Consider the following 16,549-nt stretch of genomic DNA (forward strand, 5'->3'; position numbering starts at 1 on the left):
ATCATACTGTTTAATTTTTGCGTTGAAATTCGCTTGTGGCATTCCACTGAGGCCAAGATGCAGCGTTAGATACATTGACACCGACATCAAAAAGCATTTGTGTATCTTGCACAATGCCGCTTAAATCCCAATCATCGCGATATTCATCGCAAACTTGGTGATAGCAGCCCGTCACGATAACATTCATGCGCTTGCGGTACTTTGCTGTTTCCTCATCGGCAGGTTCGGTGCCACCCTCAGCGTAAAGTGCAGGGACTCCTTGCTTAGCAAAGCTGAAGTGATCAGAGCGATAATAGTAACCCGCTTCTGGTCTGTCTTCTTGCGTAAGCGTGCGACCTTGTTTGGTCGCCGCTGCATTCAGGTAGTCTTCCATTTCCGATTTGCCCATTCCCACAACGGCAACATCCTTAGTTCTACCTAGCACGTTCATAGCGTCCATATTGATATTTGCCACTGTGTTCTCGATAGGTATTACAGGGTTACTGGCGTAATATTTACTGCCAAGAAGCCCTTGTTCTTCTGCGGTAACAACCAAAAATGAAATCGACCGTTTCGGTGCTGGCGTTAGTTGGCCATAAGCTTTTGCCATAGCGAGAATGGCCGCTGTCGCCGTGGCGTTATCATGTGCACCGTTGTAAATTTGATCGCCTTCTTTGCTTTCATCTTTACCTAAGTGATCCCAGTGCGCCGTATAGATGACATGTTCGTCTTCAAGCTCGCTACCAGGAAGGGTTGCAATAACATTGTTACTTTCAGACTTCTTGAAGGTGTTCTTGACCGTTACCGATGCTTCAATGCCCATGGCTTTGCTATAAGGGCCCTGCATTGCCTTAGCCTTTTCATCGTCAAAATTTAGGCCAGCATCGCTAAATACCTTTTTGGCAGCATCAAGCGTAAGCCATCCTTCCATAGCCACCCGACTGGCACCTTTGTCTTTGCTTACAAGGCCGTACTGTGGACCACTCCAGCTATTTGCAACTACTGACCATCCGTATGATGCTTAGCGCGGTTTCATGCACAATGATAGCGCCCGCAGCACCTTGTCGACTGGCTTCTTCATACTTATAACTCCAACGACCATAATAGGTCATGGTAGTGCCTTGGAACTTGCCACTTTCTGGGTTTTCAAAACCAGGATCATTGACCAATATAACGGCAGTCTTGCCCGTCAGATCTAGCCCTTCGTAATCGTTCCAGTCATACTCTGGTGCATTCACTCCGTAACCAACAAACACTAATTCTGAATTTTGAAGCGTAATGGTTTCTTGTTCTCTTTTTGACGACGCCACCATATCTTCTTTATAGGCAAATGCATTGTCACCGATTGTCATGGTCATATCTGGGTCGGCGGTAATTTCCATTAGCTCTACTTTTTGCAAGAAGCTATCGCCGTTGCCAGGTTTAAGTCCCGCTTTGGTAAATTCGTTGACTAAGTATTCTACGGTCTTCTTTTCACCCTCAGTAGTTGGAAGTCGACCTTCAAATTCGTCTGAGGCGAGTATTTTGAGCGGTTCACGAATATCATTCTCAGAAATTGCGTTGTACACTTCATCGAAATTTGATGTCGTAGCGGGCATCACTTTTTTGTCTGCTGCAGTGGCAGCTTTTTCGTCGCTAGAAGGGGAGCATGCACTTACGCCAATTAGGGTAGGTACAAGCAAGGGCAAAAACATTTTTTTCATTGTTAGTCTCTGTTTGCTCTACAATTGGCACCCAGTATAGTGAAAAGCCTTTTTCGAACCAATAGTTGTTATGCAATCTGAATCAATCCCTTTCTGTAAAGCGCATTTACTTGCCAAGGCCAGTAAACCGGTAACCGACTTACTTGATGAAGTAGGCTTACTAACGTTAACGACGTTTCCCACCGCCAGTCAGCTAAATGATCTTGCTCGCGTTTTTCAACAAGAATGGGATGGTCCTATTTTTAAAGGTCAGAGCACATTTAGCGAGGATGAATCGCGTTATTACGAGACTATTATCGGGGAAGACAATGTGGTGCCAACGCGTGAAAACAACTGGCACGATTTATTTAATGCACTTATTTGGCTTCAATTTCCTAAATCAAAGCGGTATTTGAACAAGCTACACATTGACGATATTCGTTTACATGGCGTGAGTCCTCGCACGGCTAGAAGGAATAGGATCACGCATTTCGATGAGTGTGGGGTCGTCTTGGCCGTAGAAACACCAGTCCAAGAAGACAGTGCCGCGCAAACGGTCATCGAGCATTGGCTTTCAGACCTAGCACACCACAAATGGCAGCAGGCGTTTATTCAAGACCTCGCTATTTACGAACAACACATTACGCCTTTCATGTTTGGGCATGCCAACCTTGAAATGATGTTAAACCCGTTTATTGGATTAACAGGCAAATGGCTTGCGGTATCCGTACCTTTCGGGTTCAGTAAAATGACGCCTTGGGAGCAGCGTGCAAGAGTAGACGATGCACTTCTTTTGCGATTTGCAGAGCTTGAAGATTTTGAACTATCACCGATTTTAAAGCTGGTACCGCTTCTGGGTATTCCCGGGTGGCATGATGTGCAAACACAATCTTTTTATGATGATACATCTTATTTCAGACCGCTGAGAGAGAATGCTAAACCTACGGTTGCGCTTCCCTTATGGGGTAAAGAGCGGAATAAAGAGCGGGATAAAAAAACAAGCTCTTAAAAAGAGCTTGTTTTATGACACTAGAATAACAGCAATGCGGCTAACCAAATACCGTAAATAATGGCATATGGAGCGATAGCAATTATCGCGGCTTTTTGGCGGCTAAACGATGTCCACTGTGAAATACCGACCATGGCTAGGTATATGCCCCAAAATAGCTCTAGGCGGATTGCTTGCGAAAATGCAAACCACGGTGAGCCCATTTCAATATTCAAGATAAAGCTTAACGATGTGGGTGCCATCAATGAAGGTGATACTTGATGATCGCCAGAAAACAGCAGTAACGCAACGCCAACAAGCCCTGTAAGAACGTAAGGCATAGACAGCCACCATGAGAAGCCATACCAGTCCGTGAAACCAAACACGTGACTATCGTCTGAGCGGGTAGCGAGGTTTAAATAAACCGCATAAAGTGCATTGACGACGATAAGCATGAAAAACGTGCCAATCATATTTGACATAAGGAGCGTACTACGAGTGAAAAACGCGCGCATTTGCTCTTCTTCCGCCGGGCTCATGTCGCCCTGCGCGGCAATGTTGATATTTGCAAACCATTCAAGGTCGACAAAATTGACGTATAGATACTGTGACGCCAGTGCAATCGCCGTTACCAAAATAAAAGGCATCCAGCTCCAATTGTTGTTCTCACCGACGGCTTTGAATACCCCATTCGGTTTAAAGAAAATATCATTACACGCCTGAAAAGGGTTTGATACCGTGTGCATCCACTGCTCCTCTCAATTTGTTGTTATATGCCTGTTGATGTTAGTTGAAGTAGTAAAGTCATTCAGGCTTTTATTGTTAGTAATAAGGGTACTTAGCTGCATAAATTAAGTACAGCACTACTTAATCGATAGCAGTTTATTTTGTAAAAAACTGTTTCGACAAATGAGGAAATCAAACGAAATATTCTGATACGCCTTTAAAGAGCACACGCTGAAAAGCGGTACATCGCTTTTCAGAGTGTTTAAGAGATAACTAAAACCACGTTACAGATAGGTATAGTTGAGCAGCGTTAACACTATGGCACTGTAAACAACAGAAATTGGTAATCCCACTTTGATAAAGTGTGCATATTTATAGTTAGCTGCGTTATACACCAACAGGTTCGTCTGATAGCCAAACGGCGAGATAAAGCTAGCACTTGCCGCAAATGCAACGGCAAGGGCAAACGGCATTAACGGTGCACCAAGAATTTGCACAAGTCCGTACGCAAAAGGAAACATTAATGCAGCAGCGGCGTTGTTAGTAACAAATTCGGTCAAAATCAGTGTAAGCAAGTAGACGACAATCAGCGCGACAAACCAATCTGTTCCCGATAAAAACGGCATTAAAAGCTGCGTGGTGGTATTGATGACACCTGAGCTCTCTAGTGCACTGGCCAAACTTAATGCCCCGACGATGACAACGATTAGGTTGAGCGGTAGGTTGCGTTTCATTTCGCCGTTGGACGTGACGCGCACACCTACCAGCACTGCCGCCAAAAACAACAGGCCTATCGCCAAGGAAATAACGTTAGCAGCAGCGAGTATAACTGTCGTTAAAAAGCCGCCAAGCGTGATCCACTCTTGCTTATTAGTGAGTGGGCGAGCAATTTTTTGCTCTGACAAAATAAAAAAGTTCTTACCTAGGTTTTGTCGAGTAGCAAAGTCTGGGCCTGTGGCAAGGAGAAGAAAGTCTCCAGCTTGAAGCTTTATTTCACCGAGTTTCCCCGATAGCTGCTCACCATCTCTTCTGATGGCAACTACGGCAGCATCGAATAGCGCTCTAAAACCGAGGTTCTTGATAGTTTGCCCAATAATTTGTGCACGATTTGCCACAACTACTTCGGTAAGGCTTTCTCGCAATACGCCGTCGGTCTCAGCAAACATACTCAGGCCTTTTATATGACTCAAGTTATCAATTTTTTGAACATTGCCTGAAAAAATCAGTTTGTCGCTTTCTTGAATAACCACTTCGGGGCCAACTGGTGAGATAAGGTTACCGTTTCTTACCAACTCAACAAGAAATAATTCTGGCAAATTGCGCAGGTGGTTTTGCTCTACGGTTTTTCCAATTAATTCAGAGCCAGGCTCGACTTCGGCTTCCACCATATATTCTCGGTAGTCGTTATTTTTGTTACCAATATGAGGTAACAGCGGCAGCAGCAAAAACATCAGCAAACCACAGCTTAATCCCGCCACTGTGCCATACAGCGTAAAGTCGAAAAAATTGAAACCTGGATGACCATGCTCCTGCAAAAAGCTATCCACAATAAGGTTTGTAGACGTGCCAATAAGCGTCACGGTACCACCGAGTATGGCAGCATAGGATAGGGGAATAAGCAATCGTGAAGCAGGGTGGTATTGGTTTTGTTTTATTGGGCCTATTAAGCTTGCCACAATCGCGGTGTTATTGAGCAATGCAGAGGACACAAAAGTGAGAGAGAACAAACGCCAATAAGATTGGGTGAAATTGTCATTAACTAGCTTTCGGCCAAGGCGCTTTATTAGCGCGGTTTTGTCAATGGCACTGCTCACCAAAAGCAGCAAAACAAGGGTAATAAGGCCCTTGTTTTGAAGGTTCAGCAATATATCGTCGAGTGATAATTGCTGTGTGACCAGTAAGCTAAGTACTGCACCCGAAAATACAGTACTAGGGCGCTGATTTGAAAATATCAGCGCACCAATCGTACTGGCAAAAATCGCCAGTACGATGAACTGGGATATGTCCATATACAACCAGTCCTATTTATAGCTTACTGATATCCACGGCATTCCAGTGTGGGAAATGCTTGCGTACTAATGCATTAAACTCAAGCTCGAACTCAGAGAAGTTCGGCGAAGTATGCTGCGCATCTTTAGCAATTTCATCAATGATCATGCTTAGCGCCCACGGTGCCATTTGTCAAACGGTCGATAACAATAAACGAGCCAGTAGGTCGGTTGCGCTTGTACGGGTCACACGCCATAGGTTGAGTGAATTTCACATCAACAACACCAATCTCATTAAGATTAAGGTGCATGGCGTCTGTCTCTTCCAGTGTATTTACGTCAATTTGGTTATCGATGTGTGCTACAACACCCGGTGTTGATTTAGTCGCAAACTTAAACAAGTACTGTTTGTTCGGCATCAACGGCTCTTCTGACATCCACACAAGGTGCGTTTTAAATTGCGTAGACAACAATGGAAGGTTATTTGACTTAACAATCATGTCGCCACGAGAAATGTCAATTTCATCTTCTAACGTCAGCGTAACGGCTTGAGGTACAAACGCGCGCTCTTGGTCGCCTTCAAAAGTTACTACTTGTTTTACTTTTGACTTTTTGCCAGAAGGAAGCGCAGTAATTTCGTCGCCAGGTGCGACTTGCCCTGATACAACGGTGCCAGCGAAACCTCTGAAATCAAGGTTAGGACGGTTTACATATTGTACAGGGAAGCGGAAGTCGTCATGGTTGTCGTCTTCACCAATTTCAATGTTTTCCAACATTTCCATAAGCGGCGTACCGTCAAACCACGGTGTTTTTTCACTCTTTCCAACAACGTTATCGCCTTCAAGCGCAGAAATTGGAACAAACTGAATGTCTGGGATATCAAGCTGTTCGGCAAACTTAAGGTAGTCTTCTTGAATCTGGTTATACACCTCTTCAGAGTAGTCCATTAAGTCCATTTTGTTGATAGCTACGATTACGTGTTTAATACCAAGTAGTGACACTAAAAATGAATGACGCTTGGTTTGTACTTTTACACCGCCGCGGGCATCAACAAGAATAATGGCAAGATCACAAGTCGACGCACCTATTACCATGTTTCGAGTATATTGCTCGTGTCCCGGAGTATCAGCGATAATAAATTTACGCTTGTCAGTTGAGAAGTAGCGATAGGCTACGTCGATAGTGATGCCCTGTTCACGTTCTGATTGCAGGCCATCTACTAGCAGCGCTAGGTCGACTTTTTCACCTGTTGTGCCCATTTTTTTACTGTCTTTGGTAATGGCTGCAAGTTGATCTTCATAAATCATCTTTGAGTCGTGTAGCAAACGACCTATCAACGTACTTTTACCATCATCAACGCTTCCGCACGTAAGGAAACGCAACATATCTTTCTTTTCGTGTTGCTCAAGGTAAGAAAGAATATCTTGTCTTAATAATTCGTTTTCGTTGTTCATGTTATGCGCTCACAAGGAAAAAGGGGTTTAACACAGACTCTTTTTGGTTGTAAGTAAGAGCGTCAGCGTTGTCATCAAGTGGGTTTTCTGGGTCCAGTACGGTAACGTTTGCACTGCACGGCAAGTGCCACGGCATGTGCAGCGCCAGTATCCCATTCAGACGTAGGACCTAAGCGAGGATATAAATGAGCTTCGCCTTCGGCTACAAGGCAAAGCTTCAGTGAACTTCCCATCGCCACTAGCTCAGTTTCACCCTCAAGCTGTGCCAACAAATTCTGGATTTCAGGGCTTTGATGCGAACGGCTACCGACCACTTTCCACACTTCAGCACCGTTGTGCTTACGCGCGGAAATTGGTGTAAATGTACCGTCAATTTCGGTCCATGCACCTTCGCCAACAACGCCGATATAGCTCTTGTCTAACGCAGGCGCGTACACAACGCCCATGGTAGGTTTGCCGTTTTCGATAAGCGCAATGTTTACCGTAAACTCACCGTTTTTCTTGATGAACTCTTTAGTGCCATCAAGTGGGTCAACTAACCAATACGTACTCCATGACTTGCGTTCGTCCCAAGAAATATCAGCAGATTCTTCAGACAGAATAGGGAAGTCAGAGTCAGCTTCAAGTGCGTGAACAATAACATTGTGTGCCGCAAGGTCTGCTTCGGTTAATGGGCTAGTGTCTTGCTTCTCATAAATGGCAAAATCTTTTTCGTAGATTTCCATTATCTTATCGCCTGCTTCTTTAGCAATGCGAAGCACGTTTTGTGCAAGTGAATTAATAGGCTGCGTCATTAAACGAGTCCCTTTTCTTGAAGCAATGCATACAGGCGTTCAGCCGTCTGCTCTGCGGGTTCTTCCTGATAGGTAAGGTGAACTTCCGGGGATTCTGGCGCTTCATAAGCAGAATCAATACCCGTAAAGTCCTTAATTTCACCACTTCGCGCTTTTTTGTATAGCCCTTTCGGGTCGCGTTTCTCGCATACGTCTAATGGAGTATCTACAAATACTTCAATAAACTCACCGTCTTCTAGAAGGCTGCGGCAATAATCGCGGTCAACTTTAAACGGCGAAATGAAAGCCGTAAGCACGATTGTGCCCGCATCTACAAACAGTTTTGCCACTTCGCTAATGCGACGAATATTTTCAACCCGATCTTTGTCACTGAAGCCCAAGTCTCCACACAAACCATGGCGCACGTTGTCGCCATCAAGCAGGTAGGTGTGTTTGTTTTGCTCGTGAAGCTTTTTCTCAAGCAAATTGGCCAGCGTTGATTTACCCGAGCCACTTAAACCCGTCAACCAAAAAACGCGAGGGCGCTGATTGAGCTTTTCTGCGCGCGTCACTTTGTTTACTTCGTGTTTGTGCCAAACAACGTTGTCGGTGGCCATTAGAAGTATCCTTCCATTTTCTTCTTCTCCATTGAACCTGCGCTATCATGGTCAATTACGCGACCTTGACGCTCAGACGTCTTGGTAAGAAGCATCTCTTGAATAACTTCTGGAAGTGTTGCCGCTTCTGACTCGACTGCACCTGTTAATGGATAGCAGCCAAGGGTACGGAAGCGCACAGAACGCATTTCAGGTACTTCACCTTCTTCAAGTGGCATACGGTCGTCGTCAACCATAATAAGAATACCGTCACGTTCTACAACAGGGCGCGGCTTAGATAAGTAAAGTTGAGGAATTTCAATGTTTTCGAGATAGATGTACTGCCAAATATCAAGTTCAGTCCAGTTAGACATAGGGAATACACGAATACTCTCACCTTTGTTGATTTGAGAGTTATAAATATTCCAAAGCTCAGGGCGCTGGTTTTTCGGATCCCAGCGGTGGTTGTCATCTCTAAACGAATAAACACGTTCTTTGGCGCGAGATTTTTCCTCGTCGCGACGTGCGCCACCAAATGCTGCGTCAAACTTATACTTGTTCAACGCTTGCTTCAAAGACTGGGTTTTCATGATGTCAGTGTGTTTCGCTGAACCATGACTAAATGGACCTACGCCAGCTTCTACGCCTTCTTGGTTAATATGAACAAGTAAATCAAAGCCGTGCTTTTTAGCCTGTTCGTCACGAAACTTAATCATTTCGCCAAATTTCCACGTGGTGTCCACGTGTAGAAGCGGGAATGGAATTTTTCCGGGGGCAAAAGCTTTTCGAGCAAGGTGAAGTAAAACTGACGAGTCTTTACCTACAGAATACAGCATTACTGGGTTTTCAAACTCAGCAGCAACCTCACGGAAAATTTGAATACTCTCAGCTTCGAGCTGTTTCAAATGCGTTATAGACGGGATACTTGCAGTCATTTTGAAGTCCGAATTTATGTTATATATAAAAAAGTTATATGCGGGTTATTTTTCTGCATAGAAAGATAACACATTTAATTTCAAATGTAGTATGCGATTTAGCTATTTAAAATAGCTATCTTATTCCAAGAGTTTAAGTCTCAATGCATTTCTGGCATAAGGCGACGATTTCATGGGCCTAAAAACAATAAAACCTCGAAAGATAAATCTTTTCGAGGTTTTGCATTGCTACATCAGCTTAGCACTAAAAGCTACTGCTTAGGTTGAGTTTCTTTTGAAATGCATCAAAGGTTTCGATAACGCCATCTCGCGGAGAGCCTGATTTGCTCAAAATCAAAATGGTTAAACTTGATAAGATGAACCCTGGGACGATTTCATACATCCATTGACCCAGCTTTTGTCCTTCAATCTCTACAGGAAGGTAAATCCACAATAGGACGGTAACTGCGCCAACAATCATGCCGCCCAATGCAGCGCGACGTGTCATTTCTCGCTTAAAGAGACTGAATAGCACTAGGGGACCAAAGGCAGCGCCAAAACCAGCCCATGCATTACTCACCAAAGTCAAAATAGTACTGTCTCTGTCATACGCTAAATAAATAGCCACAAGCGCGACGATAACTACGCTCACGCGACCTGCAATCACCAATTCTTTGTCCTTGGCGTCCCGACGCAAAAATGCCTGATAGAAATCACTGGTCAATGAGCTTGAGGTAACCAAAAGTTGTGACGAAATGGTGCTCATAATTGCGGCAAGAATAGCAGCAAGAAGGAAACCGCCAATAAGCGGGTGGAACAAGATTTGAGAAAGGTAAATAAACACAGTCTCAGGATCTATTTCGTTGCCGTTACCGGTGATGTAGGCCAATCCGAATAGGCCCGTCATAAGTGCACCGACAATAGAAACAACCATCCAGCTCATACCGATATTACGGGCGGTAGGAATATCATCCACCGAGCGGATAGCCATAAAGCGTACAATAATGTGAGGTTGTCCAAAGTAGCCCAAGCCCCAAGACATAAGCGATACAATGCCTATGAAGGTGAGTGTCTCATTTGTTGATGCATCCATAAAGGCGTCAAACAAAGCTGGGTTGATATTGTCCAATGCCTGAATTGACGCACCTATACCGCCAAGCTCGCTAATGACCACGATGGGCACCATCACTAACGAGACAAACATAATACAACCCTGCACAAAGTCGGTCATGCTTACTGCCATAAAGCCACCTACTAAGGTGTAGGCAACGACAACGCCAGCAGTCACATAAAGACCCACCTCATAAGATAAACCAAACGAGGTTTCAAACAGCTTACCGCCTGCAACGACACCAGAGGATGTGTAGAGTGTAAAGAAAACGACGATGACGACAGACGCAATAACACGAAGGAGGCGCGAGTCATCCGCAAAGCGATTTTCAAAGTAGTCAGGCAGTGTGATGGAGTTGTTAGCAACTTCTGTGTAAACGCGAAGGCGGGGGCAACTAGCATGTAATTCGCTAGCGCACCTAAGGTGAGTCCTACCGCAATCCATCCCGCGGAGAGCCCTGATACATACATGGCCCCGGGTAACCCCATCAACATCCAGCCGCTCATGTCAGACGCGCCTGCTGACAAAGCCGTTACAGCTGGGCCAAGCTGCTTAGCCCCCTAGCATATAGCCTTCTACATTGGTGTCAGTTTGACGATAGGCAAACAAGCCTATTCCTAACATTACAACAAAATACAAACCCAACGAGATTATCGTGCCAGTAGCCATACAGTTTCCCTATGTTTTTCTTTTATGCTAACACCTATGCCACATACTCTCTATGGCACCGGGTGACCTTGCACATTTTATATACGACTGTGTTTAAAAAAAGTTTGGCAAATACATGGTTTACACATACAAAAGGACGAGTGAGTTGCTAGCTCATGGACATGGAATAGGTCCCAATGTGTGCACTGCCTCGCTGTTTGGCAGCGTCTAATAATGCGTCACAGTGCCTAATAACAATATCTAGGTTGGTTTCACCCTCTACCTTTAATACACCTGATGAGAAGGAAACGGCAAAACGTTCATCGGTGTGTTTCCAAACTGTTTTATTGGAAATTGTCTTGTTGAGAGCATCAAGTACACGTTTCACTTCTTGTTCATTGGAATCAGTAAAGTAAATAAGAAACTCTTCGCTACCGTAACGACACAATTTGTCAGACTTTCTGATTCTGCTTTTTATTGTGTTGCTTAGCGTGGCTAACACCTCATCGCCTACTAGATGACCGTAGCTATCATTAATGCGTTTAAAATGATCGATATCAATAAGTGCAACGCAGGAGGCTTTGTCTTTTTTCAATGCTTTTTTCAGCCCAATAAGCATCGCTCTGCGCGTGAGCGCGCTTAGGTCAATGAATCGTATTCTGCGCGCGCGTCATGTTGCTTTCTGGCCACCAATAGCCACAATAACAATATACCGAAAATTGTAATTATCAGTGCTACTACGGTTGTTTCAAGTTGCGACATGCTGGCTGTAAGCCCCATTTTTTCATTACGCAACGCTTGCAGCTCTGCTTGCCTATATCTGGCTAACTCTATGTCTTCTGACATCGAGCTTGTGCTAAGTGTGTTTGTCGACCCAAATTTTTCTGAGTTATAGTCAACAAGGGATTCACTATACTTCCTCTGATAATAATGTGATTTTTCGTAGTCGCCTCTTAGCAAGTACAAATTTTTTAGTCCAGAAAGGCTGTTTAGTGTTGCCTGTTTTGTATATGCAATGGCTTCTTGCTGTTTATTTGTCGCATTTTTATATGCCTTAACGGCTGCCGTGAACTTCTCTTCATTGTCGTACAGCGCTGAATATACTGCCTGACTAAAGGGTTTTAACTCTGTGAATTGAAGAGGAATGTCATTAAGTTCAAATTCCTGTAGCTTTTTAGTAATCGCTACAATCTCTTTATTTTCCCTATCTGACTTTTTTTCGCTACTTGCATATTCGTCAAGCAATACAGACAACTCTAACGCAAGCGCTATATACATTTGTACTGGCGAGTCTCCTAGTGCACTAGCTTTGGCTTTTTCAATAAGACGTTTAGCAGTACTTGATTCATTGAGACTACTAGCCGACTTAACTGCAATGGTGTAATCCCATGCTTTCAACAAACCACTTCGTTCCTTTGTCCCAATCAACTTGGTGGCAAACTCGTAAGCTTTGTTAGAAATGTTTAGCTCGTAGTACATCATTGAGAGCCAAGACAAAGCCGTTGCTTTATCAAGCTCACTTTCTAATCGGTTGCTTGCGTAGCCTTCAGACACATGAGGCAATGCATACTCAATCTCGCTGATAGCTTTAAGGGGCGCAGTGTCCATGTACTCCATCGCTAGCCACATACTGACAATGGCAACCGCGCTTTTTTCGCCAGTTTTAAGCAGTTTAGCTTTAAGCTTTAATAGCTCAGGAATGGTTGTTATTACTCTTTTTCCAGACCCTTTGTAATCAATGACGCCTCGAATGTAGATGTAGTAGGCATAAGCATAAGCATAGGTCGACGGTGCAGCTTCTTTAAGCGCATCCCAATGCGCATCAAGTAATGGTGACTTAATATAAATGGGAATACGAGCGTGATCGCCTGCATCTGCCGTGCTCAACGCCATCAAATGACGAAATATAATACCCAGGTAAGTTTTATCTTGTTGAATGCCGCTTTGCGCTAGTTGCAGTGTAATGTCGTCATTAGACAATGACGAGGGGTAATTCCAATCGTATATTACGGAATGCAATAGATTGGCATACTTGTGAATTCTCTTAGGTGGCGCAGAAAACAAGTCTTCGCCTTGAATACTCGGTGACGTAAAACTAAAGATAACGGCAACCAACAAGGGCGTTGCTAAAAGGCGTTTGAACCTACGGGTCATTGTGTACGCAACCTCTATACTGCAGAAAAGCGTGACGGAAAAAGCGAAGATATTATAAATAGAGTATAAGTTTTATCGTGCCTTTGTTCACGTTAATTCTTGCTATAAAAAAATCGGCCACAGGGGCCGATTGAAGGGGAAGTGCGTAAACAATGCACTTTACAAACTCGTTACGCATGCAAAGAAACTAATGATGTTCCCTCACGCTTTTAGGTTAGGCTGAAAACTGAATTCGTTTAACTACTTCAGCTTTCATTTCAGTTAAATCTGCGCCTTTGTCGCCAACAATCATTATATTGGCTCGTTCAAGTTTTATGCTTTCTCCATGGTATTGCTTGTCAGCAAACTCACTAGGAACGCTAATATCACCGCGCTCAGGTACAACAAATACAGACATTTTGCCCTGCGGTGTGTCCACTATAAGATGCAAGCTTCTTACCGTACTTAAATGGCAATAGTTTGCTACTTCAACGCCATCTAGCATATCAGTGAAGCTGGCTCCAAAACTAGCTAACTTTGCATTAACCATATTCAAGTCAACAGGTAACAAAGAATGTGCGTGTTCCATTTCCGCATACTGCATGTGAGCGAGTGCTTGACCGCCAATACTAAGTGGTTGGTGATACCACATGGTTAAACCGATGCCAACAGTAAACGCTACCGAAGCTGCCATTGCTAAATACCAGCGGCTTCTTCGCTTATAACGCGTAAACTCATCTGCAGACTGTTGCCAAATTAGTTTGCTTGCTAAATCCTCTGGCACGTCTACTTTCAATGCTTGTTTAATCTGTTTATCTAACTGCTTTTGTTCATTCCAGAAACTGCGCTTGCTCTCGTCAGCTTTAGCGGCTTCTACAACATCACTGTCAGTCGTTTCTGGATCAGCGTAAATGCGACGCCTAAATTCTAACTCATCCATTTACACGACCTCTCTGTTCATTTTGCTTCTCTAATGCCTCTTTCAATTGGTTACGCGCTCTAAATAAGCGCGTCATCACGGTGTTCTTGTTGAGCCCCAATTGGTTTGCAATTTCTTCACCGCTAAATCCAAAAATCAATTGAAGTATAAGAGGCTCTCTGTATTCCAGGCTGAGTCCTCCCAACAAGCGCTGCAGTTCACGGTCCTTAATTTCACCGTCAGCCTGCTGCGTATCGTCGTGAAGACTCACATCGTCTATATCCACCGTATCGAATTGTTTTCGTTCGAAACGACGTGCGTTCTCTCGACGCAATATGGTTATTAGCCAAGATTTTGCGGCTTTTTCGTCATTAAGGGCGTCAAGCGAGCGCCAAGCACGTAAAAAGGTCTCTTGCACAATATCTTCCGCTACGCTTTGGTCTTTAACTAACCAGTAGGCATAGCGATATATATCGGCGTGAAATGCCTTTACTAATGCTTCATATCTTTGATGTTTTGCTTTCATACCCGATAAGACCTGCGCATTATCGGTTTTATTTCGCGCAAACATAAAAAAATCCAAAAAAACGTTCTTTTTTCACTATGATACAAAAAACGCGCCATTTCGTTATCCCAAAGGCGCGTTTTTAAAAGTTTGTTAGAGCGTATAGCCCCGGCTACATCGCTTTTTGCGCCTTAACCCACGTATTTATGTTCTCTTCTAAAATGGAAAGTGGTACCGGTCCATATTTTAGAATTTCATCGTGAAAGCCTTTCCAGTCGAAATTATCACCTAGTTCAGCCATGGCGTTTTCACGAAGCTCCATGATTTTTAGTTTACCTATCATGTAGGCTGTCGCTTGACCTGGCATAGCGATATAGCGCTCAATGGCTTTTTGCGCATCATATTGCGGGTTAGGTGTATTTTGCACTAAATAGTCAACCGCTTCTTCTCTTGACCATTTTTTGCTGTGTATCCCTGTATCAACCACTAGGCGGCAAGCTCGCCATAGTTCCATAGCTAAGCGACCAAAATCAGAGTAGGGGTTTTGGTAAAAGCCCATGTCTTTTGCTAGCTCTTCTGTATACAACCCCCAACCTTCTGTATAAGCGGTAAAACTTAGGAATTTTTGAAACTGAGGCACGCCTTCTAATTCCTGCGCAATGGTGCGCTGCATGTGATGACCAGGGATCCCCTCATGGTAAGCCAGTGCTTCTAATTGGTAGGTAGGCATCGCCTTCATATCATATAGATTAGCGTAGTAGATCCCTGGACGACTGCCGTCTTGCGCTGGACTCTGATAAAACGCTTTTCCGGCTGACTGCTCTCTGAATGCTTCTACGCGTTTAACAATCATAGGGGCTTCAGGCAAAATTCCGAAATAATCCGGAATAGCTTCTCTCATCTCGTCAATCGCTTTCTTTGCTTCATCAAGATATTGTTGGCGTCCCGCATCTGTAGAGGGAAGATAGAACTGATCGTCTTCGCGCATGAATACGAAAAACTCTTGAAGCGTGCCCTTAAAACCAACTTTTTCCATAATAGCACGCATAGCATTATGTATACGTTCAACATTGTCTAAACCAATTTGATGTACTTCATCCGCGGTGAGTTCGGTTGTCGTAAACCAATTCAATCTATTTTGATACCATTTGTCACCGTCAGGCAAACGCCAGACACCGTCGCCTTCTGGCGTAACTTCCCGTTGATGGGCTAACTCAGCAATGAGTTTTTCGTAGGCGGGTTTGACAGACGTGACTAAGGCCGCTTTTGCTTCGCCAAGGAGGGTTTCTTTTTCTGCGTCCTCCAAATCTAGGCTGGCAACTTTGTTTTGAAAATCTTCCCAAATGGTAGAAGGCGACTCGCTATTATCAAAAGGTGCGCCGCTAATCACATTTTGAGAGGCATCAATCATTTGATCATATGCCCATGCAGGCGGAAAAACGCCGAGCTTTTCACGTACTTTCATTTGCTCAACAACTTGATCAAAATAGGTACTCACATTGTCTAACCGTCCAATATAGGCCTTTGCATCTTCTTTGCTTGTGACCCTATGGATGTTAATTAAGAAGCTGGGAACTTGGGTATGTGCCGCTCGAAATTGATGGACGATATATCGGTGATGACGAAACGCTTCATTTGCCAAGTCTCGCTCAATGCCCAGCTTGTAAAGTCTTAAGCTGAGCTTCTCTTGTTCATTCAGTTTTGCCGTATCAAAGCCTTCTAGCGTCTCAAGGCGGTTTTTTGAGATGGCAACACGTTCGTCAGCCTCTTCGTCACTAATATCGTCCCATTTATCGTAGTCCCATTTTTTTCCTAGGTAACTTTGGAACAATGGTGAACGTTTCAAATCTTCTTCAAATGTTTGCTCAAAAAACGCCTGCAGCCTTTCTGATTCAGATTGCGTCGAGGCTTGCTCTACTTTGACTTCGCCTGTGCGTTGCTCAGTGTTATTGCTTGATGGCGTACAAGCAGATAGAACACTTACAGCAAGGGCTATAGGCGTGAGCGTTAAGAGTGTTTTTTTCATTACGTTTTCCCTTTGCGTTTTACTGCGTTCTTAATTAAAGATACGGATCTTTTGTGCGCAGTTTCTTTAGAGTAGTAATCCTTTATATAACGAACCTTGTTTGTCCT

Annotated in this window: 10 protein-coding genes and 4 pseudogenes; 1 reads left to right on the plus strand and 13 read right to left on the minus strand. The window is 44.0% G+C overall.

Translation table 11 applies throughout. The features are described from left to right. Positions 1 to 10 precede the first annotated feature (10 nt). Positions 11 to 1,682, minus strand: a pseudogene (locus V6N89_RS06275) (M28 family metallopeptidase). 70 nt (positions 1,683 to 1,752) lie between these two features. On the opposite strand from V6N89_RS06275, the gene V6N89_RS06280 reads away from it, so the two are divergent. Continuing rightward, positions 1,753 to 2,670: a DUF3025 domain-containing protein gene (locus V6N89_RS06280; RefSeq protein ID WP_346993548.1), complete on the plus strand. Its 918-nt coding sequence runs from the start codon at positions 1,753 to 1,755 to the stop codon at positions 2,668 to 2,670. Positions 2,671 to 2,690: 20 nt separating this feature from the next. Here V6N89_RS06280 and V6N89_RS06285 read toward each other — a convergent pair whose 3' ends face one another. From V6N89_RS06285 to V6N89_RS06340, 12 genes and pseudogenes are all read right to left on the minus strand, one after another. Further along, a complete protein-coding gene (locus tag V6N89_RS06285; protein WP_338516841.1) occupies positions 2,691 to 3,395 on the minus strand; it encodes a YIP1 family protein in 705 nt (234 codons plus the stop codon). A gap of 264 nt (positions 3,396 to 3,659) precedes the next feature. Next, entirely contained in the window at positions 3,660 to 5,384 is a 1,725-nt protein-coding gene (locus tag V6N89_RS06290; protein ID WP_338516842.1) for an SLC13 family permease, read from the minus strand. Positions 5,385 to 5,400: 16 nt separating this feature from the next. Next, positions 5,401 to 6,817: pseudogene (gene cysN / locus V6N89_RS06295) on the minus strand (sulfate adenylyltransferase subunit CysN). 1 nt (position 6,818) lies between these two features. After that, positions 6,819 to 7,611, minus strand: a pseudogene (gene cysQ / locus V6N89_RS06300) (3'(2'),5'-bisphosphate nucleotidase CysQ). Continuing rightward, positions 7,611 to 8,207: an adenylyl-sulfate kinase gene (gene cysC, locus V6N89_RS06305; RefSeq protein ID WP_338516843.1), complete on the minus strand. Its 597-nt coding sequence runs from the start codon at positions 8,205 to 8,207 to the stop codon at positions 7,611 to 7,613. The pseudogene cysQ and the gene cysC overlap by 1 nt, the downstream one beginning before the upstream one ends. Continuing rightward, a complete protein-coding gene (cysD, locus tag V6N89_RS06310; protein ID WP_338516844.1) occupies positions 8,207 to 9,121 on the minus strand; it encodes a sulfate adenylyltransferase subunit CysD in 915 nt (304 codons plus the stop codon). Before cysD ends, cysC begins: the two co-directional genes overlap by 1 nt. A 244-nt stretch (positions 9,122 to 9,365) precedes the next feature. Beyond that, a pseudogene (putP, locus tag V6N89_RS06315) lies at positions 9,366 to 10,880 on the minus strand (sodium/proline symporter PutP). 148 nt (positions 10,881 to 11,028) lie between these two features. Next, a complete protein-coding gene (locus V6N89_RS06320; protein WP_338516845.1) occupies positions 11,029 to 11,478 on the minus strand; it encodes a GGDEF domain-containing protein in 450 nt (149 codons plus the stop codon). A gap of 20 nt (positions 11,479 to 11,498) precedes the next feature. Continuing rightward, a complete protein-coding gene (locus V6N89_RS06325; RefSeq protein WP_338516846.1) occupies positions 11,499 to 13,013 on the minus strand; it encodes a hypothetical protein in 1,515 nt (504 codons plus the stop codon). Positions 13,014 to 13,227: 214 nt separating this feature from the next. Then, positions 13,228 to 13,932 (minus strand): DUF3379 family protein, encoded by a 705-nt coding sequence (locus tag V6N89_RS06330; protein ID WP_338516847.1) that lies wholly within the window; start codon positions 13,930 to 13,932, stop codon positions 13,228 to 13,230. Further along, complete coding sequence (locus tag V6N89_RS06335) at positions 13,925 to 14,482, minus strand: sigma-70 family RNA polymerase sigma factor (RefSeq protein ID WP_338516848.1); 558 nt, start codon at positions 14,480 to 14,482, stop codon at positions 13,925 to 13,927. Before V6N89_RS06335 ends, V6N89_RS06330 begins: the two co-directional genes overlap by 8 nt. A gap of 106 nt (positions 14,483 to 14,588) precedes the next feature. After that, positions 14,589 to 16,442 carry a DUF885 domain-containing protein gene (locus V6N89_RS06340; RefSeq protein ID WP_346993549.1) on the minus strand — a complete coding sequence of 618 codons (1,854 nt, stop codon included), beginning with the start codon at positions 16,440 to 16,442 and terminating at the stop codon, positions 14,589 to 14,591. Positions 16,443 to 16,549: the final 107 nt, after the last annotated feature.

This window comes from Alteromonas gracilis (assembly GCF_036870955.2).
GTDB classification, from domain to species: Bacteria; Pseudomonadota; Gammaproteobacteria; order Enterobacterales; family Alteromonadaceae; genus Alteromonas; species Alteromonas gracilis_A.